The sequence below is a fragment of the Actinomyces massiliensis 4401292 genome, assembly GCF_000269805.1.
In the GTDB taxonomy this organism is placed as follows: domain Bacteria; phylum Actinomycetota; class Actinomycetes; order Actinomycetales; family Actinomycetaceae; genus Actinomyces; species Actinomyces massiliensis.
The window spans coordinates 497779-523072 of record NZ_JH711481.1 but is presented as its reverse complement, the minus strand read 5'-3'; the positions used below and the strand labels follow the sequence as shown (position 1 = coordinate 523072).

The window sequence follows — 25294 nt, the reverse complement described above, 5'->3', positions numbered from 1 at the left end:
GCGGAGCAGGTGAAGAAATCGGTGAAGCGCGCCGGCGGCATCGTGCGGGAAGTCGCGCGAGAGCCGGTCAGTCTCGGGCGCGCAGCAGCTGGGTCACGGGCGTCGTGGAAGCGCTGGACAGGACCGTGGCCCCGCACACCGTCAGCAGTGAGGCGCCCGTGATGGCAAGGATCTCCACCCACGGACCGTGGAGGAAGATGACCGGCACGGGATTGAACCCGAGGATCAGCGACTCCGAGCACAGGCCCACCACCGTCGATGCCACCCCCAGAATTGCCGCAGTCACCGCGTGGATGACGCCCTCCAGCACCTGGGCCCACCGCACCTGCGCCTGCACGCCCCCGGCGGCCATCAGGAGGGCGCCATCACGGCGGCGGCGTCCTGCACTCATGGCGATGACCGCCACGCCTCCGGTCCAGGCCACGAGGAACGCCGTGCCGAACAGGGCTATGAATCCGCCGACGTCGGCATTGCCCCCGAGGGCGCGTATACCGAAGGCGAAGCCGACCAGGCCGATCGCCAGGCTGAAGGGCATGACGGTTGCCGAGGACCGCCCCGCCTCGTAGGCGGCGGAGTGCCTGGCCATGTGCCAGGCCACGGAGCGCGAGGGAATCAGAGCGGTCCACGTGCGCTCCAGGGCCGGCGTCACCCGAGGCGTGAGCACCACCATGAGAACCAGGGCGGCGAGACCGGCTCCGATGACGAGGGTGAAGATGGACTCGTGGTCCGATTCGGTGATCTGCGCGATGATGGGCAGGGCGATCAGTCCCGCGAGACACACGGCGATCAGGATTCCGCGCAGCAGTCTGCGGCGGACCCGCCGTGAGCGACCCTGGACGTCGTCGTGCTCGCGGAGCAGGGCGATGATCTGGGCGCCGCTGGAGCGGCGTGCGGCGCCCCTTCCGCCCAGGACGGTTAGGCTTGTGCACAGGATCAGGAGGATCAACAGGTCGACGGGGTGGGGCTGGGGCCGGGCCGTCGGGAGGATGATGCCCACGGCGCCCTCGAAGGCGCTCAGCGGGAAGGAGAGCGGGTAGGCCAGGGGGATGGCCACTATGGCGGAGCCCGCGCCGACGAGTGCGAGCTGGCCCAGGAGGATCATTCGCAGCAGCCCGGGCCGCATGCCCTGGGCCCGCCACAGGCCGTGGTCCCGTGCCCGGCTCGCCACCACTAGGGCGGCTACTGTGGAGAGGGCGACGACGACGGACAGACCCACGAAGGTGAGTGGCATGTACGTGAGGGCTTCGGCCTGCCCCGCCATATCCGTGTCTCCCGTGGCCTCCGCGGCGATCCTTCCCCCGCGCCCCACCATGAGCTGGGCGGCGATGCTCGTGGCGGCCACGACGGCGACCACCACCGTCCATGTCCACGAGCGCAGGTTCTGGCGCAGATCGGCGAGCAGAAGGCGGATCATGCGGCGGCCCTTCCCCGAATCTCGAGGATCGCCCGGGAGACGGCCTCGGCGCTGCCGCCCGGCACATGCGCCGCGATCCGCCCGGAGTCCATGACCAGTACTGAACCGGCCCGGGCGGCGGCCTGCGGGTCGTGGGTGACCATGAGGAGGGTGGCGCCCTCCGCGGCGATCTGGGCGAACCAGTTCAGCACGGTGTCGGCGGAGGCCAGGTCCAGGGAGGCAGTGGGTTCGTCGGCGAATACGATCTGCGGGCGCGAGGCCAGGACCCGGGCGATGGCGACCCGTTGGCGCTCTCCGCCGCTGAGCTGGGCGGGCAGGTGGCTCGCGTGGTCGGCCAGACCCACGCGAGCCAGGGCGTTGTCCACCTCCCGGTGGGGCAGGGCCCGTTGACGCAGGCGGCCGGGCAGGGCGACGTTGTCCCGGGCGTTCAGGCAGGTGACGAGGTTGTCCTCCTGGAAGATGACGCCCATGTGCTTGGCTCGGAAGGTCGCCAGGGCGCCCGGGCGCAGCGAGGTGGTCTGCGTGCCCAGCAGGTGCACGGTGCCGCTGCTCGGCCGGTCGAGTCCGGCCACGCACTGGAGCAGGGTGGACTTGCCCGATCCGGAGGCTCCGACTACGGCGGTGAAGGAGCCCTCGGCGAGTTCCAGATCGACCCCCGCCAGGGCGTGGACGACGGCGTCGCTCCGACCGGGCACGGCGTAGCTCCGCGTCAGGCCGTGCAGGGCGATGGCGGGAGCTGGAGCTGCGGGCCTGTGCGCAGGTGGGGCCGGGGTCTGCGGGAACCGTGATGGGGTCCCGGGGGCGGCGGGATATCCCGTGGGGGAGGTGTTCGGAGGAAAGTGCGCTGTCATGAGGGCCGCCTTCGCGAAGGAGGAATGGTCAGCACCGAGCAGCCGGGTGGCTGAGTTAGCTGAACAGCTGAGTAGTGGGGCGGTTCGGCCCCGCCCTGTCCGCCCCGGTCTGCTCTGTCGGAGTAGTCATGAGGTTAGGGCGGGGGCTCGCCGCCGGATATCGGGGGTGCCCCTGGTTCCGCCCTGGTCCTTCCCTGACTCTTCCCCGGCCCTTCCCTGGGTCATCCCTGACCGGTGCGCGACTTCCCGGGCGCGCACGATGCGGACTCTGGAGGCGGGGCGATCGCAGGGGGAAGGAGGAATGGAGAGGAGGGGAAGCAGCGCTTTACGGGTGACGTATATAACGATACGGTAATGATGCACTTATTCCTGTGCCAGTGCTTCTCGCCTGGTATATCCCTGCAGAAAGGCTGCCATGCGCCTCTTACGACCCCGACCGCCTCAATTGCACCGCCGTCTTCTCGGTGCCGTCCTGACCCTCCCGCTGATTCTGGCGACCTTCCTCTTCTCTCCGGCGTATTCCCCGGCATATGCCGCCGATCCTCCTGCTGAGCCCGTGGGCGCCATTGATGTCACGGGGAACTACATTCCGGGCCGCACGGGCTGTCACGGCACAGACAACATCAATGACTGCCTGAGCTGGAATATCAAGGCAGGATCCGGCATCGCCATGGGCGAGAGCAGCACTCTCAGTATTGAGGCCGATTCTCAGCCCGGCCTGTGGACCTGGGCCTGCCCCTCAGCGGATCGTGTTGCGGGCAGCGCCACGTACTCCTACCGCGACCCCGAGAAGAACGGGTCCCTCGTACATCTGGAGAGTTCCACACTGGGCCTGAACGACCAGGTGCGTGACGTGCAGGGACGCAGCGTAGGGTCGGTCACCGGCATCACATGCACTCCGGAGCATCTGAGCATGACCTACCAGACCACTTTCCCCAACGCGGCCGCCTATATCGACCTGAATGTGGGAGCGACGGCCGTGGCCCCCGGCACCGGCGAGCGCGACTACACCTTCAACCCGACGATCACCTCCTCGAAGGACGGCGTACCGAGGAATCTCACGGCCACCGCGAAGAAGCCGGACATCAACGCCACTTACGCGACCGTGACCGCCAGTCCTGAGACTCTGACGGATGCTCCGAAGGACGCGGGACGCTACACCGTCACGGTGACCAACGACTCAAACAGCGCACTGACCGACTTCACGATCGCCACCTCCCGGAAACGGGGCTCGGCGTCGTTCACCAGGCTCAGCTGCGATTTGACCGCCTTCGGCGGCGAAGTCGTCACCGCCGAGGGCCCGGCCGAGAGCCTGAGCGTGTCCAGCGGCGGGGCGTCGGTGCCCGGCGATCAGGAGGTCACCTGCCAGGTGGACGTGACCGGGATCGAAGGGGTCAATACTCTGGGCGCGAGTGTGACCGCCGGCGGTCAGACCTTTGAGGGTTCCTACGAGGACAACCGCCCGGTCGGTGGGGGTGCGGTCGTGAAGTAAAGAAGATCGACAGCGTTCACGACGTCGCCGCCATCCGGTGCTTCATCCTGTGCAGCCCCGCCGATACTCGGCGGGGCTGCACAGGATAAGGCGACTCGACGGGGAGTGGAGAGCGAGCCTCAGCTGCTGCAGACCAAGTCGTCCTTGGGGAGCTTGCCGTTCAGGAGGAAGTCATCGACCGCCCCGCTGATGCAGGAGCTGCCGCGCCCGTAAGCGCAATGGCCCTCGCCCTCCCAGGTCAGCAGGTGCCCCGAGTCGAGCTGCTCGGCCAGAGCCTCGGCCCACTCATACCGCGTAGCCGGGTCCCCAGTGGTGCTGACGACCAGGATGGGGGAGGCCCCTTCGGCTGTGATGTCTGCAGGAAGCGGCTCGTTGCCGTGCCCCCAGGCTGCGCAGGTCATGTCGGAGTTTGTCCATGCGGCGCCGAAGGTCGGTGAGACCTCTTGGGCCTCCTCGTACTGGTTCTCCCAGGAGTTCATGTCGCCTTGCGAGGGCCGATCCTGGCACATGATGGCGATCATTGTAGCCATGCTCGCCGCCGGAGCGGACTGCGTCATCTGGTTGGCGGCAAGGGCGAAGACCGAGGCGTCGCCCTGCGTGATGGCGGGAGTGAAGGCCGCGGTCAGCTCCTGCCAGCGCGCAGTACTCAGAGCCCCTCGGATGACCTGGCTCATCTGGTCGCCGGTGACCTTCTGGTCGGGCTCGGACGTGCCCATTGGCGAGGTGTTCGCCGAGGCGATCAGATCGCGCACCTGCTGCACACCGTTCTCGACCTCCCCGCTCAGCGGGCAGTCGGCACCCGTCTGGCCCGCCTGGCAGGCCTCCACATAGCTCTCCAGCGCGATCTCATTGCCCTCGGCCATGCCCAGGTCGATCTCCTCGGCGGACAAGGAGGGGTCCAGGGCACCGTCGAGAACCATTCTCCCGGTGTTGTCAGGGAAGAGCTCGGCATAGGTGTAGCCCAGTCCGGTGCCGTAGGAGTATCCCAGGTAGTTCAAGGACTCCTCGCCCATCACCGCTCTGAGCACATCCAGGTCGCGCGCCGACGAGAGCGTTCCCACATGGTCCAACAGGCCCGGTTCGGCGTGCTCCGCGCACTGCTGCTCCAGCGCAGTCACGCCCGCGGAGTAGCCCTGAGCCCAGTCCTCGAACGACTGGCCGGGCTGGGGCTGCCCCGCACCGGCGCCCCCGGCCGGCCCGGCTTGCCCGCAGTCGATCGCAGTTGAGGAGCCCACGCCGCGCGGGTCGAAACCGATGACGTCGTATCCCGCCAGCAAGTCCTGTGAGAAGATCCCCTGAGACGCGGTCTCGACCAACTGGACGCCAGAACTGCCAGGGCCTCCGGGGTTGATGAACAAGGACCCATGGGATTCGCCGTCGGCGGCACGCTTCTTCAGGGCGATCTGGATCGTCTGGCCGTCTGGATCCTCGTAATCCAGGGGGACCGTCACCATGGCGCAGGAGAAGCTGTTGGACTCCTCCGCCTCTGTCCTCTCCATGCCGCCGGTGGCACCGCACGGATACCAGGACACCGTCTGTCCGTAGAAGTCGTCCAGGCCCTCCGGGATCACGGATCCACTCCCGGAGTCGTTGGAGGGTGACCCTTCGTTGGAGGTGGAGCCTTGGGAGGACTCGTTGGAGTTGCCGGCGGCCGGGACGGCGGTAGCCCCCGTGCCCACTGATAGGAGCGCGCATCCCAGTGCCAGCACAGCCGCGAATTGCTTCCGCCGTGCGCCTGTGCGCATCCGTCTGCCTGGGGAGCCCCAGCCCGTCATAGTCGCCATCATCGATTCTCTTTCCGTCGAAGTCGGTCACAGCCGCCGATCCCTGGGGCCCCGCTGATTCACGTGAGAGGCCTGCCCATGGACGATGTGGAGCAGAGCTCTGCTACACAAACCGACCGCTGGTCGGTTTAATGGTTAGTGCTCCTCAGGGGGCTGGGCAACTCGGGGAGAGTGGGATAGGTCTCTCGTTGGTGCTTTTCTCCGGCTCTGCGACGAGGCCTGTCGGACTCGACCGAGACCGTTCCCGGAGATGGGTGAGCGGTGGTGCGCAATGGCGGGGTCGGTTGAGAGGGTATCGAGGGGGCGCCGAGGCGGCATGTCGAGGGTGCCGAGGGGTGCCGAGGGTGTCGAGGGCCGGAACTTCGGCGCGGCGATGAGCCGCGGGAGGCCGTCCTGCGGCTCCGATCCTTGTTCTGCGTCAGAGTCAGAGGTTCTTCTGCGCCTTGATAATGGTGGTGGGCATCATTCCCCACTGCATGTGCAGGCCCGCGGCCGTGGAGGTGAAGGGAACGTCGGCGTCTGTGAGTACGTCGGCGTACTCCTTGGTCTTGGCCATGTCCGCGATGACGAGTCGGCCGCCCGGGCGCAGGACGCGCAGCGCTTCGGACACCGCGCGCTTGCGCCCTGCGGCGTCGGGGATGTTGTGGATGGAGACGCTGGCGGTGACCAGGTCGAATGAGGCGTCCTCATAGGGGAGCCGGGTCATATCGCCGGTATCCAGCGTGATCCGATCGGCTACGCCGTTGAGCTCGGTGTTCTTGCGGGTCGCCTCGGCCGAATTGCCCGTCTGGTCCTGGTTGCGCCACAGGTCGATCCCCGTGGCGTGACCATGGGGCAGTCGCAGTGCGGTGGCGATGATGACGGCGCCGCGGCCGCAGCCCAGATCCAGGGAGTTCTCGTCGCCCCTCAGGTGCAGGGAGTCCAGGAGCCTTGCCCAGACGAGGAACTTCCCGCGCAGGGTGGTGTACCAGAAGGCGAGCGCCGAATATCCCAGGCTGAGGGCCCCGGCTCCCATCAGCAGCCAGGTCCAGGCGGGTGCGGACTGTGCGATGTTGGCGATGGTGCCCAACAGCAGCGGCAGGGTACTCAGGCTGAGCAGGACGGGCACGAGAATCGCATCCACGCCGTAGCTTCCTGCTGGTTTGCTGGGGATGCGCGTGGTCACGCCGGTCTCCTTCCGCTCATGTTCTCCAGGCCCCCTCGCCGGTGGGGTCGGGTGAGGGAGTGCCACCGCTGCAGGGGCGGGCCGCTCGCTAGGAGCCGTGCTGGAGGCTCTGCAGTGGCTGGCGCATAAGATCTTATATCTGTAACGAATCGTCAACAAAGTGAGATTCATTGTTCGCGCGGGCGCCGGGCGCCGGGCGCCGGGCGTCGGGCGCCGGGCGGGCCGGCTGCGCGCGAATGCGCGTTCAGGCCCAGGCTGCGCGCGGAGGCGTGCCCTGGGCCGCTACGGCGGCGATGCCGGTGAGCGACGGGCCGGCTGCATGGGAGGCGCGACCGGTGGTTCCAACCCACCGGGAGCGCCGGGACACTCACGAGACCTCAACGGCGTCGTGCTCCGCGAAGACTCTCTTGGCGGTCAAGGTGGCGTTGAGCGCTCGGGGGAAACCCGCGTACACGGAGGCGTGGAGGATCGCCTCGACGATCTCCTCGCGGCTGAGCCCCACGTTCAGGGCGGCGTTGAGGTGGACCCTCAGCTGCGGCTCGCAGCCGCCGAGCGCCGTGAGTACGCCGATCGTCACGAGCTGGCGGCTGCGCGCATCCAAGCCGGGGCGGGCGTAGACGTCGCCGAACCCGAAGGCCGCGATGTGGTGGGCCAGGGCCGGGCTGATGTCGGCCAGCGAATCCATGACGGCCCTGCCCGCATCGCCGTCGATCGAGGCCAGCACCTCCAGGCCGTGCTTGCGCCGAGCACGGTTCTCCGGACTGTCGATGTCGTGCTGGGGATGGGCGCTGCTGTCGGCTTGGGCGGCGCCTGCGGAGCCGCTGGTGTTGGTGCCGGTGCCGGGCGTAGTGGTGCTGCGGTTCTCGTCAGTGCGTGCGGTGCTCGAGAGGTTGCTCGAAGAGTTGATTGTCATATCGGGGTGTCTCCTCTGCCATGCAGGTTGTGCTGGTTGCGTGTCTTGATCGTGCTGATGAGTTGGGATTGGTCTGTGTGGTTCAGTGCGGTGTCGCGGCTGAGGGCGCGCCGTGTCGGTCGGTCCTGCTGTCGGTCGGTCCCGCGGCGATGTCCCGCCATGCGGGAGCTTCCTGCACGTGTGCCGGGTGGTCCCATGGGTCATGGTCACGACCCGCGTCTCAGCCGCCGGCTGGCGGCGTCCGCGTCAGCCGGGCCCTTGGCAGGGTTGGTGGCTCCACCGTCAGTGCCGTCCATGTCCTGGCTGTAGAGCGCGATCTTGTAGTCGGTGGCTGCCAGCGCGAGTTGGAGGTCGTCGATCCGGGAGTGCAGTCGCGTCCGGTGCTCGGTGAGGATGGCCAGGCGCGCGGGCACGGTGCCCTCGCCCTCCTCGACCAGATCGACATAGCGACGCAGATCGCGGATCGGCATGCCCGAGGTGCGCATTCGAGTGAGGAACACCAGGCGTCGCACGGCTGCGGCGTCGTAGCGGCGGTGCCCGGAGCCGGAGCGCCCCACTCGGACCAGACCGATGCGCTCGTAGTAGCGAAGGGTGTGTGCGCTGACCCCGAGATGGTGGGCGGTGGTGGCGATGTCCCAGGCGGTGTTGTCCGCGGGCAGCTCCTCGTCCACGGCGGTTGAGCGTGGGGGAGGCGGGAAGGCGCCGGAACCTGTCTTCGCAGCGCTGGTCGTACTGGTGGCACTGGCTGAGTCGGTTGAGCCGGTTGAGTGAGCTGAGCCGTTCGGACCGGCTGTCGCGTCACCTGACGGGGCGGTGAGCCGGAGCGCTGCACGCAGGCGCGCGTCGTTGGGCTCGGCCGGGCCGCTCGTGTCGTTCATGGCCACGACCGTAGAAGCGTGAGCGCACTCGAAGGCAAGCGGGCGGTTCGGACGCCCTCTCGGCCAGCCAACGCGGGTCTGGGCTGCCGTCAGGGTGGTGGGAAGGTCCAGCGTGTCCAAAACGGAGGAGATTAGGGCGCGAGATCGATGTATCGCACCGACACACAGTAGGCCAGCGCTTGGTTTCTTGAAAATGCCGAGCTTGGCGGAGGGTTAATCTCCTCCGTTTTGGACAGCAACGGCCCGAATCGGGGCGCCTGACAGGTAGGAGCGCGGCCGGTACTGCCGCGTCGTTGGCGCCCACTCGTGTTGGGCGCCCCACGCGGCCGATCGGGCTCGGCCCGCGCTAGCCTGTCGGCATGCTCGTGGCCTTCTCCGTCTCCCCGACCACTTCCGACGCGCCCGACGGCTCGGTCTCCGAGGCCGTGGCGCGTGCCGTGCGCGTTGTGCGCGACTCCGGCCTGCCGTGCGAAACGACCTCCATGTTCACCACCATCGAGGGCGAGTGGGATGAGTGCATGGCAGTGGTCAAGGCCGCCTGTGAGGCGGTGGCGGAGGTGAGCCCGCGCGTAGCGCTCGTTCTCAAGGCGGATATCCGCCCTGGTTGGACCGGCCAGATGACCGCCAAGGTCGAGCGCGTCGAGACCCGCCTGCGGCGGGGCGAAGGCGCCGACGGCGGTGCCTGCTGAGGCTGAATTCTGCGCCGGTAGTCTCCAGATGCACGTCAGTAGGGCGGGCGGACTCGAAGGCTCGGACCTCGCAGTTCCGTCTGCGTTCCACCCGTGCCCCGGTCGCACGAACTGGCCGAACACCCCGCGCATCAGTCGTTTAGCGAGGCGGTCCTCTGGCGGTCTGGCGGCATTACACCGATAGCTCTGCGAGGAGCCACTGCCCGACCGGGCGCGGACTGATCTCCAGAAGTCGCTGGGCGCTGGTGCTCCGGTCGATGACGCTTCCGGTCTGTGCGTTGAGGGCTCTATATAACTCCACTACCGGCATCGCGGCAGCGCCGAAGAGCGGTGTGATGAGCTCGCCGAACTCCTCGGGTGAGATGGCCTCGAAGTGGACGTCGCGGTCCAGATGAGCGGAGAGGGCGGCGGCGAGGTCGGGACCCGTCAGTCCCGGCAGGTGCCCGATCGAAACTGTGCCGGCCGTGCCGGCCGAGCCCGTGACGCCGATGGGGCGGGCATCGGTGAGTAGGCGGACGACGACGTCGGCGACATCCAGGTGCGAGCTCCACGAGACCGGGAACGAGGCGGGCAGCGGATAGCGCAGGACGCCCTCCTCGCGCGCAGGGCCGATGACGACAGGCAGGAGCAGATTCTCCAGGTACAGGCGCGGGGCAACGACAGCGGTGGGGATGCCGCTGCGCATCACTCCATGGATGAGCGTCATGATGGGGCTGTCGTCGGGCACCTGCAGCGGTGAGTCCGGCTGGTCGACGATCTGCCCGCTGGCGGAGATCACCACGCGATCGGGGCGAGCCTGCTCAACCGCCTCGACGACGGCCCGTGCCTGAGCGCCCGCGGCCTCGGGAGGCCCCATGGGCAGGTGGACGAATACGCCTTCGGCACCCTCATAGGCGGGGATGAGGGAAGCGGCGGACGAGAGGTCGACCGCCAGCGCCTGGACGCCGTCGGGAACGGTGTCGGGGTTGCGGACTGCCGCCACAGCGGGCGCGCTCGCAGCGGTCAGGGCGGACAGGACGGGTGAGCCTTGGGCGCCTGTTGCGCCATGGATGATGTAACTCATGGCTCTATTGGTGCATATACAGCACCAGTTACGTCAACTGCACTAATGGGATAGAGTGCATGCCCGTGAATGAGGTGGATCTTCCGGAGTGCGGGGTCGCCCGATTCCTGCTGCTGTTCGACGGGCCGTGGGCGACGCTGATCGTGCGCGAGCTCCTCCACGGACCCCGGCGCTTCGGGGAGCTGCGCGAGGCCCTGCCGGGGATCAGCGCCCACACCCTGACCAACCGGCTCCGGCTCTTCGAGTCCCGCGGCATCGTGATCCGCCGCGCCTATGCCGAGGTGCCGCCCCGGGTCGTCTACGAGCTGACTGACCTCGGGCGGCAGCTGCAGCCGGTTCTTGACGCCATGTGCGCGTGGGGCGAGAAAGCCCCGGTCTCGGCCTTCGTGCCTCAGGAGCCTAAGGCCGCCAGGAGTTGATGAACGCCGGCCTCATGTTCGGCTGAGGCGGGTAGTGCCTGGTCTCGTGCCCGGTTGCGGCGTTCGGTGTTCATGAAGCTGCCCCTGATTTCCATGCCGAGAGTTTCTTAGGGTTTCTGGCCGTCCTGGATGCGATAGATCCTGCCGCCCTCAAGAGTCAGGCTGATGATGGCCAGAACACTCCCTGAGCCGGTGGCGACAAGGCCCGGCCGGCTGTTGACCCGCTCGTCCCGTATCGCGAGGTCGGGCTGGCGCGCAGAGATGCCCAGATGCCCACGAAAAAGCGCGCTACGGCGTCGGCAGCGGATACGGGATCGAGGACTGTGGAGACGAGGCCGCCCCCGTCGGTGATCGATCCGGCTGACAGTTCGCCGGGCTGCGTTGTCTTCTTCGCGGAGCCGGGCGATGGCCCGCTCATGGGGTCGGATGCGTATTCCGGGCGCCGATCACGGAGGAAAAACGCGAACCATGAGAAGCACCATGAGAAAGGAAAACGGGAGATGACCAGTCCCGTCACGTTCATCAATGTCATCGACGTCGACCCGTCCAAGCAGCAGGAGGTGATCAGCATCCTGAATGAGGGCACCGAGCGGGTCATCTCCAAGCGGCCCGGATTCATCTCGGTCACGCTCCTCGCCAGCGATGACAAGAGTCGTATCGTCAACATCGCTCGCTGGAGGAGCGCCGATGACGTGAGAGCGACACAGGCGGACCCCGCCGCCGCGGAGTACGCCAGACGCACCGCCGCCATTGCGACGCCCGGCACCGGCATCTACACCGTTGTCTCCGAGTTCGACGACTGATCCTGGGCGGTCCGGCGGGGGCCTGGGCGGTCCGGCGGGCGGGGCCGCGAGAAGGAGCCGATTGACACCGGTTGGTTCCGTCAGGCCAGAAGGTCCTCCCACCAAGCCGCGAAGACGGGGCAGCGGTCGAATATCGAGGCGGGGCTGCGGGCTGATGGCCTGTTCTATGGCGGCTTCGCTGTTGGTGCGAATTGCGAATGGGGAGAGGATGTATGAAAGATTGGGAGTGGTGTGTGGTTTGCGCGTAGCTTGCTTGCCAGGTTTGATATCGTAGTTGTGTGAATTGGTTGCCGGCGGATGCGAATGTTTTGTTAGTGTCGACTTCGACGATTACTTCTACTGGCGTGATTGTTGGGATAGTACGCAGTTTAACCGCAGGATCACGAGCTCGTCGCAAAGTTGAGTGGTTATCTTCTATGCTCGATTCTGAAAGGGATACTTCTCGGCGCGATGCGCTTGTTCGAATGAAATTGCAGAATCAAGGATATTTAGTGGCTGACGATCGTGTACCCGTCGGGTATTTTGTGGCCCTGATGGTCCTTGCGTCAGTTTTTCCTATTGTAATATTTTATGAGGCCTGTCGTCGTTCCCCGACGTTACCGATTTCAAATTTTATTATCGGGTTCTTGGTGACGACGTTGTGTATGTTTTTCTCCGTACGGCTGTATCGGGAGAAGAAACTTATAATGCGCCAGTTCGAATTAGGAGGAATTCGCATAGGGTCCACGAATATTGATGTTCGTTTTTGTCTCGAAGGCAATTTTTCACAGAATTTTCTGCTCGGATTGACTATATCTGTATTTGTGCTAATTGTTTCTGCTGCGGCATCGTTCGTGGGGGCGGAGAATGTAAAATCTGGGGTTTTGATTCTAGTGTTATTTGAAGGCGTTGTTGCATTGATGAGTTACCTTATTGTGCATTCGTATATACAACAATGGGTAAATGAGCGTGCAGACGGGTAGTTAAATCCAAAGAAATGAAGGGGCGGGATGTGTGAATTCGTCTTTGGTATTAGAGGATTAATCGCATCATGACTGGACGCTCTCGCGCGCCGGACGACCGCCCAGCAGATTCATCTCCCACAGAGTGCCGGTCGAGTAGTCGTCCAAGAAGGCCTCAAGCTCCTCCTGATCGGAGCGGCTCGCCACCGTGGCGCCATTGTCCCGGTCCAGCATCACGATCGCGTCCAAGTCGAAATGAGACAGCAACGGCACCGATTGGGTCGCCAGGATCACCCTGTGCCCGTTTCGGCCGGCGACATGGGCCATCTCCGCCAGCAGGCCGATGGCCGCCGGGTGGAGCCCGAGCCCCGGTTCGTCCAGGACCACGGTCGCCGGAAGATCGGGCCCCAGCAGCAGCGTGGCCAGGCAGATAAAGCGCAGGGTTCCATCGCTGGCCTCATGGGCCATGAAGGTTCGGTCCAGCCCGCGCTGCTTCCAGCGCAGTCGAATCCGCTCCGCAGCATTGGGCACCAGTACGAAATCATCGAAGAAAGGGGTGACGCGGCGGATGGCCGAGACAATGCGCCGGTAATGCTGAGGGTGCTCGTCGCGCACGCGCAACAGGTAGGCGGCGATATTCTCGGCGTCCGATCGCAGGGTGATGTCGTCGCCCACGGTCGAGCGCCCCTTGACCGGGGCATTGCTCGAGACGTCGTCGAAGTGGAAGACACGGCAGCCCTCCAGGATGGGGCGCACGTAGGCGGCGAAGTTGTGAAGCCTGCCAGAGGCCTCGGGCTGTGCGAATCTGGGAACGCGGCTGCGCGTTCCGGAACCGAGATTCTCGTCATAAGGCTTGTCCCGATTCCGACCGGCCTGGAAGAGAAGCCACTCGTGGAGCTGGGATTGTCCCGACTCATCCCAGTCGTCCTCCCGGAGCGTCACCCGGTAGCCATTGCGACAATTCCCCTCATCGAACTCCGACATCATTTCGATGAGGATGCGCTCAGCAGTCCCCTCATCGTCCTCGAAGAGGAGGTTGTCCACCCCGCCGCGCCTGCGCAGGTACTCCTGGAAGGAGTCGTCCCAGATGCGCGAGACCAACTCCAGGGCGCTGACCAAATTCGACTTGCCCGAGCCGTTGGCGCCGATGAGCACTGTGACATCGGTGGTCAGGTCCAGATCGACACGACGAATCGACCTGAAACCCTCCACAGCAGGCGTCCAAGCTCAGCGCTCATGCCGCAAGCCTAGCGAACCGTAGTGGGGCCACGGCTGATTCTGCTTCTGGGCCTTCCCGGCTCATTCCGCCTCGGCGCGGCCGTCCGGTGGAGCGGAGCTGGACCGAGCCGACTTGTTCTCCGGGATCTTGTACCTGCGGCCATCCGGTGGCGAGAGCGGGAGCGGGAGGCCGGGCCGTGGCTAGGCGCGGATCGTCTCAGCTCAAGAGCGCCAGTACGACGGCAGCGCTGCGGGCGGCCGCCTCCTCGGCGGCGATGTGGAAGTCTTGGCCGGCCTCGGGCCCGCACAGGTCGGACACGCCCCGGACCGAGACGAAGGGGATGCCGGCGCCCACGGCCACCTGCGCCAGAGCTGTCGACTCCATGTCCGTGCTGAGCGCGTCGGGGAACGTCTCCCTCGTGGCGCCCACATTCGCCGCCGTCACGAAGGAGTTTCCAGCCAGCATCCGGCCCGCGTGGAAGGCGGCTGCGCCTGATGACGCCGTGGCCCCCCGCAGCGCCTGCGGCCCCACGTGCCCCAGTCGCTCCAGCAGGACGGCATCGCCGCTGAAGGACTCCGGCTGCCCGGGCGTCTGACCGGGCGCATAGCCGAAGGCGGTCGCATCGGCATCGGTGTAGGCCAGGGCGGTCGAGGCGCACACATCCCCGACCTCGATCTCGCGCCCCAGGCCGCCCGTGGTTCCGGCCGAGATGATGGCATCGGGCCGCACCTGAGCGAGGGCGGCCGTCAAGGCGCTCGTCGCCGCCACCAGACCGATGCCGCTGCGCACCAGGACCAGCTCGCGGTCCTCCTCGCCGGGAAGTTGCAGCCGCCAGGCCTTGGCACGGCCGAGCAGTGCGATGGGGTCGGCGCCTTCGCGCTCGGGCAGAGCATCCAGGAAGGGTCGGACCTCCTCGTCCATGGCGCAGGAGACAAGGGTGACGACCGGGCGGGCGAGGTCTGCAGCGCTCATGACCGGGTTCATGACGAAGAGCCTACGCTCAACGGCGGCTCGCGCAGCCCTTGAAGCGGCCTGGAGGGTGCTTGGAGGGTGGATTGGTGTCCAAAACGGAGGAGATCAGGAGCGTTGGGCATCGGGGTGGTGTCCTTCTGGCGCTTGAATCCGCGGTTTCGCCCGGAAGGTGCGTCAGCGCCCGGCTCTAATCCCCTCCGTTTTGGACACTTCTAGGTGCTGGCCGTGGTCCAGGCGGTGGCGCTGGCCGGGGCGGTGGCGCTGGCGGGCGTGCGGTTCGGCAACGTGTGGGTCGTGGGTGGGCTGCTCCTGGTAGGGGCGTTGGCGATGACGGTGCTCCATGCCGCCCTCATGGCCGCTCTCGGTGCGCGCGGGGCGAGCGCGATCTCGCTCCTGGCCCTGGCGGCCCAGGCCGTGTGGGTTCTGGCGGTCGGTGCTTCCGGCGGACCCAGCGTTCCCAGCGTTCCCAGCGGCATTGCCGGGGTCCTGCCGGCCACGGTGCTCGACTCCGCCCTCAGCGGCGTCATGCTGGGAACCGCGGACTCCAGCGGCCGGGCCACGTCATTGGCCGTGCTGCGGCGCGAACCGGCGGCCGCGTGAGGGGCGGTGGGCCGTTCCGCATTCTGGGAGGCACGCTGGGCGTGCTGCTGGGATGGGGCGCGGGCTCCCTGATCGGCGGCTTCGGCCAACCGCGTCGATCGCTCCGAGTCCGCCATTGGCGAGCTCAGCAGGCGGCTGCCCGCGGGCACCGCCATCCTCGCCGAGGTCGAGGAGTACGCCGCCGAAGTGCTCGACGACGACGTCGCCCCGCTGGGCGGTCAGGTCCTGCGGCTCGAGGCCGCCCGGGTCCTCACCGAGCTTGGGGCCGCCCGGGTGCTGCACGAGGAGCGCCGCCAGGAGTGCAAGTAGAAGTTAGGAGGACCGCGTCGAGTCCCTGCGCGAGAAGTTCTATCGCAAGAAGCGAGAGCGGCGACTTACTGAGGACCCTTGGCGCTTACTACGCCCCTTCGCTCCTTACTGTACGAGGAGAAGGAGCGTGGTAAGGGGCAAAAGAGCGTAGCAAGAGGTTGTGCCGGTAGGTGGGGTGGTGGGGTGCGTCGTTGGTGGGGTGCGGGCATGAGAGCTTGTAGAAGAGCCGTCGCGCACGGCAGAGGCGGATCCCGCCTGAGCGGGCGCAGCGTCCGGGCGCCCGCTCAGGACACGACGGAACATGAACGTACCTTTGCAGTATCAACGTACCTTTCTCCCATCCTTCTGGGGATAGAAGTCAGAAGGACGGGAGAAAGGTACGTTCACGTTGCAGACCGCAGTCGACGTTGGACGCGCTGGCCGACAGGACGCGCTGGTCGGCGCCGCTAGCCGAGGAGCCGACCCGAAGTTCGGTCACCATCGGCCGATGCTCCGGCCGGGCGGCGGTGGTAGAGCAGGTAGGTGCCTATCCGGCTGCGCAGCGAGGGGCGCACCGTGTGAGGCCAGCGCTGAGTCACGTAGGCGATGGCGTCATCGACCTCGAGGCGCTGGGTGGAGTTGCCGGCCCGCACCCACAGCTCGCGCCCGCCCTTGCCCTTGGGACCGGACAGGTAGACGGGCACCGGCGAGGGCGGCACGGTGACTCGGCAGACGTCGCCCTCGCCGTCGTCGGCCGGGGCGAAATCCAGGCGCGGCAGCACTGCGGCGTTCGCTCCCAGGCGGGTGCGCCACAGGTCGCGCAGGAAGAGCTCGTAGCGGTCGGCATCCTCATGGCGCAGGGTCGTGTAGTCCGGGCCCAGGCCGATCAGGCGGCCGGCGTCGTCGACCCCGAGCAGCAGGGTGCCGCCGCGGGAGTTGAGGAAGGCGGCCACCGTCTTGGCGGCGATGGTCTCCATGGCGTCGTCGCGCTTGCCGGTGCGCAGATTCACGCGCGCGGAGGACTTGAACTCCAGGCGCTCGGACTCCCCGCGGCGGGCGGCCTCGGCGATCGGCTCGAGCTCGGGCTCGTGCTGCAACCAGGCGGCGACGGCGGAGGTCAGGACGATGACCCCGACGGCGGTGGCGACGGCGCAGATGAGCAGGCGTGTCGCCCACAGGTAGTCCTCGTCGAAGAGCCAGGCCCCCAGCGCCAGGCCGCCCCATAGGCCCAGCAGCGCCGTCAGCGTCGCCGCGGAGGAGGACAGGCTCGTCCCCCAGCGCTGCAGGATGCGGCGGGTGAGCCGGCCCACGAGGTAGGCCAGCAGCATCATCCCCGGCTGCAGGAGGACGGTGAACAGGAGGATCGGGCTCTGCGGGATGATGATGGCGTCCTCGGCGGCCGATTCCAGGGCCAGGGGCATCACGCTTCTTGGCCCTGCTCGCGGGCGACGGGAGCCGCGGGAGTCCCCTGCGCCTCAGAATCCGCCGAGGCCTCGGGGATGACGATCTCCCATTCCGAGCGGGCCGCCAGGAAGGCTCGCACCGCCTCCTGCGCCGCCTCCAGGGAGTGGTTCGCGCCCCAGCCGCACTGCACCTCGTTGGCGGCGGGCACGGCGGTGGCTTCCAGGACGTCGCGGAAGGTCGCCTCCAGCAGTGGCAGGAACTCGGCCGGCTCCAGCCCCAGGGTCAGAGCGTAGAAGCCGGTCTGACAGCCCATCGGGCTCCAGTCGATGAGCCGATCGGTGTGGTTGCGCATGAGCTCCGCGGTCAGGTGCTCGATGGAGTGCACCGCCCTCATCTCCAGATGCTCGCGGTTGGGCTGGCAGAAGCGCACGTCGTACTTGATCAGCTCGTCTCCGCCCGGCAGGCGCTTGCGGTCCGCGATCCGCACGAAGGGCGCGGCCACTCGCGTGTGGTCCAGGTTGAAGGACTCGACATTCATCCGGGGCGTGCTCTGCTCGCTCATGGAGGCAGCATAGTGCTGGGCCGTCTCGGCTCAGGCGGTCGCCGGGTGCGCGGAGCCGGGTGCGCGGAGCCGGGCGCGCGGAAGCGGTGCGCGGCCGTCAATGCGGGGAGCGGCGGGTGGCTACCGGCGCGGGGTATGCTTGATGAGCGACCGGACGTCCGGTACAGTACATATCCGATGGAGGCCTCCGGATGTGCATCGCGGGTAATCGCCGGAAACTCGCGTCGGAGGCGTGCGGTGCATAGTCGGAAACGGGACTCCGTTGCGAGATTCGCAGGTGCGAGGTCCGCGTCGGTCTGCATGGGTCGGGAAGGGTCGGGATCTGCGTGCGGTGGGCACAAGGCCTGCACGCGGCCCGCTGAAGCGGATCGAGGAGAGGAGTGGAAGGGAATTGAGGAGGAGAATATGCGTCGCGCCAAATTCATGCTTGTGATCGTGGACATTTGTTTGATCGTCTACTGGGTTGCGACCGCCATGCACCTGATTCCTCCCGAGAGTGCTTTCAAGGACTACGGAAACGAGGTTGTTCAAGCGTGGAACTGGTCGTTCTTCCCCTTGGATCTTCTGGCCGTGGCGGCTGGTTGCTGGGGTGTGTACCTGACCGGGAAGGGGTGGCGGCTCGGAGAGGCGGTTCTGATGGTCGGCCTGACGCTCACCTTCTGCGCGGGCTTCATGGCCATATCCTTCTGGGCGTACTACGGGGACTTCACTCTCGGTTGGTGGGTGCCGAATATCGTGCTGATGCTTGTTCCGTGCTACCTCTGCAAGCGCCTCGTCTGCGGGAAGGCATGAGCCGTGAATAGTGAATGCGCTTCGGAGCGCGCCGGCGCGGGCTCGTCAGGCCATATCCGGCTATGCGTTCATGTGTTCTGTCCCGCTTTGAAGGGCTCCACCATCTGCTGGAGGAATTCGATCGTCCTGTCGCGAGAGCTCCGGCTGGGAGCGGCGAGCTGCAGGGTATCGGCGAGCCAGAGCCCATCTACGGCGTAGCGCACCGTGGATACGATATGGGGAGGAATTCCATCGGCGTGCAGGCGCTCATTCCAGTGATCGTACTTCTGGCGCAATAATCCCAGGGCTTCCGAATCCACGATGACGGCCGCCAGCATGGCGATCACCCCCCGGGATGCCGGACCATCCGATCTGCCGGCGGACCGGATGTAGGTGTCGATAGCTGATCCGGGTGAATCGCCGGCCGATTCTAGAAGCAGATCGAACTCCCTGGTGTACCTCTCGATGAGTCCTTCCACCAGCTCCTGCTTCGATGCGAAGTGGTAGAAGAGTCCGCCTTTGCTGATTCTCGCCTCTTTGGCCACCGAGGCTATTGTCAGGCGGTCGCCCCCGTCCCTGAGGAGAATCGTCTGTGCCGCATCAAGAATTCTGTCACGCGTGAGGGGCGGCTGGGAATCCGGCATCGCGACCTTCTTCTGCGTTTTCTGCTTCTTCTGCATCTTCTCGTCTTCTTATCTACTGCCGTGAGCGCTGCTGTCGGGCCCTGCTCCGGGCAGTCTACAGGCCGCACCTTCTTGATACCGGACGTCCGGTATAGTACCTTCTGCGGCATGTACGTGTGGCTCTTATTGGGCGCAATCGCCGCCGAAGTCTTCGCGACGAGCTCGTTGCGCGCCGCGACCGATGCGGATGCTATGTGGATCTGGTGGGCGCTCGCCGTCGCCGGATACGGGATTTCATTCGCCCTTTTCTTCGCCGCTCTTGTCCGCGGTGCGCCCCTGGCGGAGTCTTATGCCGTATGGGCGGGATTGGGGGTGGCCGCTACTGCGGTTGTCGGCTGGCTCGTGTTCTCGGAAAGAATGTCTTCGGCTGTGGTGGCGGGCATAATCTTGGTCATTATGGGTGTGAGCCTTATCGAAATGTACGGGCGCGGAAGCCAATTCTGATTCCCTGATTCGCAGGTGCACGGCGCTGTCGGTCGGAGAACCCGTGGCCACACGTCGAGTGCGGAGGCAGGATGAGGGCATGACCTATAGCAGCCGCAGCCTCGCCCGCATCGTCGTCGGCCCCGATGACGCTCCGACCCTCGTGCTACTTCACGGCATCACCTCCTCGGCGGTCTCCCAGGCCGACGCCATCGACCACTGGTCAGCCCTGGGCTATCGGGTGATCGCCGTGGATGCCCGCGGTCACGGCCTGTCCCCGCGTTGGGAGTCCGACGAGCTCGAGCGCGCTGGCGAGGTCCTCGTCGACGACGCCGTGGCCGTCCTGGAGGACCTGGAGATCCAGGCTCGCGGTCGGCGCGCTCTCGGTCTGCCCGACGCGCCCGCGCCCGTCGTCATCGGCCACTCCATGGGCGCCGCCACCGCCATGGTGGTGGCCGGTCGCCGCCCCGAGCTGGTCCGCGGCGTCGTTCTGCACGACCCGGCCCGTTACGGCTCGCGCAGTCCGGCCGAACTGCTCGCCCGCGGTGCCGGGCGCGAGCGAGCCCGCCGCGCCGAGGTCGCCGACCCCGCGGCCGCGGTGGCACGCGCCCTGGCCGACCCCGAGGTGCCCGACTCCGAGGCCGTGGCGGGCGTGTGGGCCAGTCAGCGCACGGATCCCGCACTGCTGCGCACCGGCGTCGTCGCCCCGGAGGTCGAGTGGACTGAGGCGATGGCGGAGCTCGCCGTCCCCGCGCTCCTGGTCACCGGCGATCGTCCCGGTGCGGCGCGCGTGGGGCACGAGGGGCTGGAGGTCGTCGGGCGGCTCGCAAACCCGCTCGTGACGACGGCGCTCGTGCCGGGTGGCGCCCATGACGTGCGGCGCACCCGTCCCGCGGGCTTCTACGACGCCGTCGACCCCTGGCTGGCCGGGCTCGACGAGCAGTAGTGGTGACAGGGCTCCCGGGTGCGAGGGCTCCCAGACTCCACAGGAGCCGGCCCGGGAGCCGACACCGCTCAGGCGGGCCGCACTGCCCGCCAGCCGGCGACGATGCGCTTGGCCCGCCTGCGCAGCAGGATGCCGGCGATGAGCGCGATGAAGGAACCGTCCTGGAAGCTGACAATGATGCGCCCGTGCTGCAGGGGCCGCGGGGCGGTCGGAGGTCCCAGCCGCCGTCGAGACGGGGTCCTGTAGGCTGAAGACGGCTCGGCAAAGGCGCCGGGCTGCCTACTTCATTTGCTGTTTCGCTGTCTTGCTGTCTGATCGCCGTGTGAGCGGTTTGCGTGCGTCCTGCGGCAGTGCGTCATACGGCCGTGGGAGGATACCGTCCATGAGTAAGACCCCTGCGCCGACACCTGAACACCGGGCTGTGTCCGTCGAGTCCGTCGAGCGGCCTCAGGGCGAGGCCATCGCGATCACCATTGCCGCCCTGGCCGTGGGCTGCGTCGGGATCTACTTGGCGCGCGCCCTCGTCGGTCCCGCCTTCTTCGCCCTCACGCTGGTCATCACCGTGCGGCCCTTGGTGAGCTGGGCGAGTCGCCACCACGTGCCCCGGTCCGTGTCCGCCGTGGGGGCGATCATCCTCATCTACACCTTCGTGCTGGCGATGTTCGCGGCACTGGGGGTGGCCATCGTGCAGCTGGTCGATACCCTGCCCACCTACACGGTCAAGTTCCAGGCCATCTGGAAGAGCATTCAGGAGCTGCTGACGCATTTCGGCGTGGACCAGTCCGCTCTGTTCGGCCAGGTCTCCCAGGCCATGGACACCAACAAGATCGTCATGGTGGCCCAGGGGCTCCTCGAGCAGGTCACGAACTTCGGCTCCATCCTGAGCGTCATGGCGCTGACGGTCATCTTCCTGATGTTCGACATGTCCCGCATCGAGGTGCGGGCCCAGGCGCTGACCGTCCTCAAGCCCGGGATCGCCCGTGCGCTCGCGGACTTCGCCGGGGCGGTGCGCTCCTACTGGCTGGTGTCGACCATCTTCGGCCTGATCGTGGCGGTGCTCGACGTCGCCGCCCTGGGATTCCTCGGGGTGCCGATGGCGGTGACCTGGGGCGTGCTGTCCTTCATCACCAACTACATCCCCAACATCGGCTTCTTCCTCGGCGTCATTCCGCCGGCCCTCCTGGCACTGGTGGACTCCGGGCCGTGGACGGCGCTGTGGGTGGTCGTCGCCTACGCGGTGCTCAATTTCGTCATCCAGAGTCTCATCCAGCCGAAGTTCACCGGTGACGCCGTCGGCCTCAACACGACCACGACCTTCCTGTCCCTGTTGTTCTGGAGCCAGGTAATCGGAGCGCTCGGCACGATCCTCGCCGTGCCGCTCACGCTCTTCGTCAAGTGCGTGCTCATCGACTCCGACCGCCGCTCGCGCTGGGTGGGCGTTTTCCTGTCCGCCGGCGACAACCCTGTGCTGCAGCCCGATGAGCTCGATCCCCGCGTTGTCGAGGAGCTCGACCTGGATGGCGACGGCGTCGGCGAGGAGGATCCGCAGTACGGCCGGCCCGCCGTGGAGGCCGGCGAATAGGCGCCGGCGCCGGGGTTGCGCCGGCGTTCGTCCCTCGACGACGTCACGTGTCCATAGCGGCGGTTGAGAGCCGCCGCTGATGCCGGGAGTCGATCAGAGATTCTTGCGATTGCAGTATTTTCTGAGCTTTCTGAGTTCGCTGAGTTCGCTGACGGAGACCGGCCCCGCCCCTCCGGCTCTGAACCGCCGCGGTGGACAAGCTGCAACTCAGCCGCCGAGCACGCCGATGCGCTGCAGGTAGGCGGCCGTGCCCCCCATGGCCCGGTCCCAGGCCTGCCCGGAGAAGCCGTGGCCCGCGCCGTCGATGGGCAGGAGACCGGCGTCGGGGAAGGTTTTCTCGGCCCGCTCGGAGTAGCTGATGGGCGCGGTGGCATCGGCGGTGCCGTGGACGATGAGAACCGGTGAGGAGTAGCGGGGCATATCGGCGTACACGTCGTAGTCCCACATGTCCTCGGCGTAGATGCGGCCCAGGCGGTACCCCCCGAGAGTGAGGGTCTCGGGGACGTTGTCAAGGGAGCCGAAGATGCTATGGAGATCATCGGTGATGGAGAAGGCCGGGTACCACAGCGCCAGTCCCGCGACCTCCTCCGGGTGGCGGGCGGCGGTGATGGTGCTGACCGCTCCGCCCTGGCTGACGCCCTGCAGGACGATCCGCTGAGGATCGACGACGTCCCAGCCGTCGGCGGCGGATCGGGCGGCGGTCAGAACGGCTTCGAGGTCGGCGACCTCGGTCATGACGGACATGCGGGTGGTGTCCCCTGCCTCCGGTCCGCCATTGCGGAAGGCGAAGCGGTAGGAGGCCAGCCCCAGCCCGGCGAGGGTCCGGGCCACGGGGTCGAGATCGTCGATGGAGCCGACGAGCCCGTGGGAGCAGACCACCAGTGGAACGGGGCCAGCGACGGCGGGCGCGTAGAGGCGGCCCGCCATGGTCTCCCCCTGGCTGACGACGGCCAGCTCCCGTTCTTCGTAGTCGTAGGAGGGCAGACTCGCCGGATCGACGACGTCGGGTGCGCCGGAGGTCGGGGTCGCCGCTCCCGTCGCCGAGTCAGTCGCCGTGCTGGTCACGGCGTCGGACGGCGCGCCGTCGGGGGAGCCGTGCCCGCAGGCGCTCAGAAGCGTCCACGCCCCGGCCACCCCCAGCGCTCCGACGACGGCCCTGCGACTGATCGGTGATGCGGGCACACCCTCCCCTCTCCCGGCCCCCGGAGTGGAGCCGCGCTCCGGGCACACTACCGCCTTGGCGGAGGCGGTCGGTGTCGGCGCGCGGCCCCGCCGTCGTCAGTCCTGCCGGGCGAGATCCGCGGTGCCGATGATGCCCGCCTCCTGACCGGCACTGGAGACGACCACGGGGTTGGCGGGGCGGTGCACGCGCGCCGTCAGGTGCGCCTCGAGGCCCTCCCGCAGGTCGGCACCCGTACCGGTTGGTGGCGGGCCCTTCCGCTGTCGAGGCCCTCCCGCACGGGGGTCGGCAGAATGCTGCCGGCCGCGGCCCAACCCGCGGCATTGGCGTCGTTCTCGACGACGCGCGTGCCGGTGCATCCGCCGACCTCATCGGCGAGGCGCGCGCCGGTCCAGTCGAGGTTGGTGCCGTGGACCATGGTGTTGCGGTCCGAGGAGGTGAAGCCGGCCGCGCCGATGCCGACGGTGGGGGGCGTCGTACTGGGCGACGAGCTCGTTGGCGACCGCGGCGATGGTCTCGACGACGGCCTCGCGATCGATGGTGGGCGAGTCGCGGCGCACGGTGGCCAGGACCGCGCCCTTCCCATCGACCACCCCGTCGCGATCGTCGTGCCGCCGACGTCTTCGCCGGCAGGGTGATGAGACCGATGAAGCATCTCGGGTTCCGAGGCGTTCGCCGTACGCCGGTGGCGGCGCTGTGCCGCGGCACGGGTTCCGCCCCTCCCGCCTCCGGGGCGTGGTGTCGATCGCCGCGACCCGTTCGGGTGCATGGCGCGGGACTCCGGGGTCCGGAGCGGTCGGGCCGTGCGAGTCGAGGGGGCGCGTTCCCGTGACCGGTCCGAGTCCCGGTGCTAGGGTATGGAGCCGTCCCCGTCCACGATGAACGAATAACGATACGACACGTGTGAGAGGTTGTCAGATGTCGGGCCAGTCGAAGTGGGATCGTAGTCAGGTGCTGGTGGTCATATCGAGTTCGGGGTTTCCGTGGTACTCACCATATCCGCGGGCGGAATCGAATCCTTTTGGGAGTGGCGGGCAAGGCGCTTATTTTTCGGAGGGCAGTGGTTATGCCGATTGATACTCATCTGGATGCGACGCCATCGGATATCACGGCATCGGCGACGGCGATCGGTAACATCAAGTCGCATGTTGATAGTACTGAGGATGATCTGATCAGCGCGCGCAAGAGCGTGTGCGAGCTGGAGGGATCGTCGGCCATGGCCGCCTCGGGGTCGATCTCCACGTCGGTCGCTGACTGCGAGAGTCTGGTATCGAACCTGGGGAGCTACAAGACGGCTCTTGACAACCTGGCGAGCGCTCTGAGCAGCGTCAAGACGGATTTGCAGGGGATCCGAGACCAGGCGACCGCGGGCGGCCTGCTTCTCAATGGGGAGACCGTGTACGACCCGGCGACCGTCATGGCGGCGCCCGCAGACGGCGGTGGCGGCGCCGGTGGGGGGAGTGACAGTGATGCGGCGGCGAAGACCGCCCTGTACAAGAACCTGGAGACCCAGGCCAGCGATATCCGCCTCCGGGAGACCGAGGCCCGCCAGGCGTTCGCGGACGCCTGCAATGCGATAACGGATATCACCAATCCGGTGGCGAAGACCGTCGTGGGGGTCGTCGTGCCCAATACGAAGGGCGGCGGCGCGAGGGCGGCGGTGAATGTTGCGAAATGGGCGATCGGCCGCGCATCGAATGCTGCTAGCTTGACGCGGGCCCTTGCTCTGCGGAAAACGAATGCGCGCGTGACGACAGAACTCGGCAATGGGAAGGTCAGGACCAGCCATAAGGCCGTTGATGGAAGAACCGTCGGCAGGACGCGGAGCGCCATCCACGATGGCGATCTGGGCAACTGGAAACCGGGTGCCGGAGCGGAGGACTCCACTGCTGCGAAGGTCGCCTCCGGGGCCGGCAGGGTCGGCAAGGTCCTCAAGGTGGCCGGTGTCGTCGGGGACGTGGCCAGTGGCGGGGTGGAAGCGTACGACCAGTGGAAGAAGGACTCGCATGACCCGTCGCTGGGCGACGGGGAGAAAGTCACCCGTGCGGCGGCGACCGGTCTGGGCACCGCTGGAGGTGCTTGGGCCGGCGGTGCGCTCGGAGCCAAGGTCGGCGCGGGCATGGGTGCGTGCCTCGGTGGTCCGGTGGGCGCCGCGGTCGGCGGCATTGCCGGCGGCATTATCGGCGGAGCCGTGGGATCGGCGGCTGGGAAGGCGATCGCAGATGGGGCCAAGGGGCTACTGCATAAAATGC

Annotated in this window: 27 protein-coding genes; 13 read left to right on the top strand and 14 right to left on the bottom strand. The window is 67.2% G+C overall.

Features of this window, described 5'->3' with window-relative positions:
- Nucleotides 1–67: 67 nt before the first annotated feature.
- Nucleotides 68–1414 carry an FtsX-like permease family protein gene (locus W5W_RS0102245; protein WP_017194179.1) on the bottom strand — a complete coding sequence of 449 codons (1347 nt, stop codon included), beginning with the start codon at nt 1412–1414 and terminating at the stop codon, nt 68–70.
- Nucleotides 1411–2109, bottom strand: coding sequence for an ABC transporter ATP-binding protein (locus tag W5W_RS0102240; RefSeq protein WP_008733317.1), 699 nt, complete (start codon nt 2107–2109; stop codon nt 1411–1413). Before W5W_RS0102240 ends, W5W_RS0102245 begins: the two co-directional genes overlap by 4 nt.
- Nucleotides 2110–2680: 571 nt before the next feature.
- Between W5W_RS0102240 and W5W_RS0102235 the strand changes: the two genes are divergently transcribed.
- On the top strand, nt 2681–3757 hold the full coding sequence (locus tag W5W_RS0102235; RefSeq protein ID WP_029574017.1) for a hypothetical protein: 1077 nt from the start codon (nt 2681–2683) through the stop codon (nt 3755–3757).
- Nucleotides 3758–3876: 119 nt separating this feature from the next.
- On the opposite strand, the gene W5W_RS0102230 is transcribed toward W5W_RS0102235, so the two are convergent.
- The 4 genes from W5W_RS0102230 to W5W_RS0102215 all read right to left on the bottom strand — a co-directional run bounded on the left by W5W_RS0102230 (nt 3877) and on the right by W5W_RS0102215 (nt 8497).
- The gene (locus W5W_RS0102230; protein ID WP_238533226.1) at nt 3877–5541 is read right to left on the bottom strand and encodes an alpha/beta hydrolase; all 1665 of its coding nucleotides are present in this window, start codon (nt 5539–5541) and stop codon (nt 3877–3879) included.
- A gap of 424 nt (nt 5542–5965) precedes the next feature.
- Complete coding sequence (locus W5W_RS0102225; protein WP_008733311.1) at nt 5966–6706, bottom strand: class I SAM-dependent methyltransferase; 741 nt, start codon at nt 6704–6706, stop codon at nt 5966–5968.
- A gap of 367 nt (nt 6707–7073) precedes the next feature.
- Nucleotides 7074–7391 carry a carboxymuconolactone decarboxylase family protein gene (locus W5W_RS14450; RefSeq protein ID WP_420794956.1) on the bottom strand — a complete coding sequence of 106 codons (318 nt, stop codon included), beginning with the start codon at nt 7389–7391 and terminating at the stop codon, nt 7074–7076.
- 434 nt (nt 7392–7825) lie between these two features.
- Nucleotides 7826–8497: a MerR family transcriptional regulator gene (locus W5W_RS0102215; RefSeq protein ID WP_017194175.1), complete on the bottom strand. Its 672-nt coding sequence runs from the start codon at nt 8495–8497 to the stop codon at nt 7826–7828.
- 359 nt (nt 8498–8856) lie between these two features.
- Here W5W_RS0102215 and W5W_RS0102210 point away from each other — a divergent pair, with 359 nt between their 5' ends.
- On the top strand, nt 8857–9186 hold the full coding sequence (locus tag W5W_RS0102210; RefSeq protein WP_008732823.1) for a thiamine-binding protein: 330 nt from the start codon (nt 8857–8859) through the stop codon (nt 9184–9186).
- A 172-nt stretch (nt 9187–9358) separates the two neighbouring features.
- On the opposite strand, the gene W5W_RS0102205 is transcribed toward W5W_RS0102210, so the two are convergent.
- A complete protein-coding gene (locus tag W5W_RS0102205; protein WP_017194174.1) occupies nt 9359–10249 on the bottom strand; it encodes an SDR family oxidoreductase in 891 nt (296 codons plus the stop codon).
- A 65-nt stretch (nt 10250–10314) separates the two neighbouring features.
- Here W5W_RS0102205 and W5W_RS0102200 point away from each other — a divergent pair, with 65 nt between their 5' ends.
- The 3 genes from W5W_RS0102200 (at nt 10315) to W5W_RS15945 (ending at nt 12433) form a co-directional block, all read left to right on the top strand.
- Complete coding sequence (locus W5W_RS0102200; protein ID WP_029574014.1) at nt 10315–10668, top strand: winged helix-turn-helix transcriptional regulator; 354 nt, start codon at nt 10315–10317, stop codon at nt 10666–10668.
- Between the two features lie 500 nt (nt 10669–11168).
- Nucleotides 11169–11471, top strand: coding sequence for an antibiotic biosynthesis monooxygenase family protein (locus W5W_RS0102195; protein WP_017194173.1), 303 nt, complete (start codon nt 11169–11171; stop codon nt 11469–11471).
- 278 nt (nt 11472–11749) lie between these two features.
- Nucleotides 11750–12433, top strand: a complete 684-nt coding sequence (locus W5W_RS15945) for a hypothetical protein (protein ID WP_154650220.1) — start codon at nt 11750–11752, stop codon at nt 12431–12433.
- Nucleotides 12434–12499: 66 nt separating this feature from the next.
- On the opposite strand, the gene W5W_RS0102190 is transcribed toward W5W_RS15945, so the two are convergent.
- Together W5W_RS0102190 and mtnN are read right to left on the bottom strand one after the other, a co-directional pair.
- Nucleotides 12500–13624, bottom strand: coding sequence for an AAA family ATPase (locus tag W5W_RS0102190; RefSeq protein ID WP_017194172.1), 1125 nt, complete (start codon nt 13622–13624; stop codon nt 12500–12502).
- A 223-nt stretch (nt 13625–13847) separates the two neighbouring features.
- A complete protein-coding gene (mtnN, locus tag W5W_RS0102185; RefSeq protein ID WP_017194171.1) occupies nt 13848–14603 on the bottom strand; it encodes a 5'-methylthioadenosine/S-adenosylhomocysteine nucleosidase in 756 nt (251 codons plus the stop codon).
- 225 nt (nt 14604–14828) lie between these two features.
- Between mtnN and W5W_RS0102180 the strand changes: the two genes are divergently transcribed.
- Together W5W_RS0102180 and W5W_RS16785 are read left to right on the top strand one after the other, a co-directional pair.
- On the top strand, nt 14829–15203 hold the full coding sequence (locus W5W_RS0102180; protein WP_238533225.1) for a hypothetical protein: 375 nt from the start codon (nt 14829–14831) through the stop codon (nt 15201–15203).
- 186 nt (nt 15204–15389) lie between these two features.
- The gene (locus tag W5W_RS16785) at nt 15390–15512 is read left to right on the top strand and encodes a hypothetical protein (protein ID WP_017194169.1); all 123 of its coding nucleotides are present in this window, start codon (nt 15390–15392) and stop codon (nt 15510–15512) included.
- 446 nt (nt 15513–15958) lie between these two features.
- Here the strand turns inward: W5W_RS16785 and W5W_RS0102170 are convergent, their stop codons facing one another.
- Both W5W_RS0102170 and W5W_RS14445 read right to left on the bottom strand, forming a co-directional pair.
- Nucleotides 15959–16912 carry an AlbA family DNA-binding domain-containing protein gene (locus W5W_RS0102170; protein WP_017194168.1) on the bottom strand — a complete coding sequence of 318 codons (954 nt, stop codon included), beginning with the start codon at nt 16910–16912 and terminating at the stop codon, nt 15959–15961.
- The gene (locus tag W5W_RS14445; protein WP_034498261.1) at nt 16912–17457 is read right to left on the bottom strand and encodes an S-ribosylhomocysteine lyase; all 546 of its coding nucleotides are present in this window, start codon (nt 17455–17457) and stop codon (nt 16912–16914) included. The genes W5W_RS0102170 and W5W_RS14445 overlap by 1 nt, the downstream gene beginning before the upstream one ends.
- 405 nt (nt 17458–17862) lie before the next feature.
- On the opposite strand from W5W_RS14445, the gene W5W_RS0102160 reads away from it, so the two are divergent.
- On the top strand, nt 17863–18249 hold the full coding sequence (locus W5W_RS0102160; protein ID WP_017194166.1) for a YvaD family protein: 387 nt from the start codon (nt 17863–17865) through the stop codon (nt 18247–18249).
- A 68-nt stretch (nt 18250–18317) separates the two neighbouring features.
- On the opposite strand, the gene W5W_RS0102155 is transcribed toward W5W_RS0102160, so the two are convergent.
- Entirely contained in the window at nt 18318–18908 is a 591-nt protein-coding gene (locus W5W_RS0102155; protein WP_008733440.1) for a TetR/AcrR family transcriptional regulator, read from the bottom strand.
- 111 nt (nt 18909–19019) lie between these two features.
- Here W5W_RS0102155 and W5W_RS0102150 point away from each other — a divergent pair, with 111 nt between their 5' ends.
- The 3 genes from W5W_RS0102150 to W5W_RS0102140 all read left to right on the top strand — a co-directional run bounded on the left by W5W_RS0102150 (nt 19020) and on the right by W5W_RS0102140 (nt 21862).
- On the top strand, nt 19020–19355 hold the full coding sequence (locus tag W5W_RS0102150) for a DMT family transporter (protein WP_017194165.1): 336 nt from the start codon (nt 19020–19022) through the stop codon (nt 19353–19355).
- 79 nt (nt 19356–19434) lie between these two features.
- Complete coding sequence (locus W5W_RS0102145) at nt 19435–20280, top strand: alpha/beta fold hydrolase (RefSeq protein ID WP_017194164.1); 846 nt, start codon at nt 19435–19437, stop codon at nt 20278–20280.
- 382 nt (nt 20281–20662) lie between these two features.
- Nucleotides 20663–21862 carry an AI-2E family transporter gene (locus W5W_RS0102140; RefSeq protein WP_029574013.1) on the top strand — a complete coding sequence of 400 codons (1200 nt, stop codon included), beginning with the start codon at nt 20663–20665 and terminating at the stop codon, nt 21860–21862.
- Nucleotides 21863–22069: 207 nt separating this feature from the next.
- Here W5W_RS0102140 and W5W_RS0102135 read toward each other — a convergent pair whose 3' ends face one another.
- Together W5W_RS0102135 and W5W_RS16545 are read right to left on the bottom strand one after the other, a co-directional pair.
- Nucleotides 22070–23044, bottom strand: a complete 975-nt coding sequence (locus W5W_RS0102135) for an alpha/beta hydrolase family protein (protein WP_017194162.1) — start codon at nt 23042–23044, stop codon at nt 22070–22072.
- 194 nt (nt 23045–23238) lie between these two features.
- Nucleotides 23239–23460: a hypothetical protein gene (locus tag W5W_RS16545; RefSeq protein WP_029574012.1), complete on the bottom strand. Its 222-nt coding sequence runs from the start codon at nt 23458–23460 to the stop codon at nt 23239–23241.
- Here W5W_RS16545 and W5W_RS16540 point away from each other — a divergent pair.
- Nucleotides 23459–23680 (top strand): hypothetical protein, encoded by a 222-nt coding sequence (locus W5W_RS16540; RefSeq protein ID WP_017194161.1) that lies wholly within the window; start codon nt 23459–23461, stop codon nt 23678–23680. The two genes, W5W_RS16545 and W5W_RS16540, sit on opposite strands and share 2 nt — an antisense overlap.
- A gap of 428 nt (nt 23681–24108) precedes the next feature.
- Nucleotides 24109–25294 (top strand): hypothetical protein (locus W5W_RS16285; RefSeq protein WP_017194160.1); only part of this gene is annotated, 1186 nt, incomplete at its 3' end.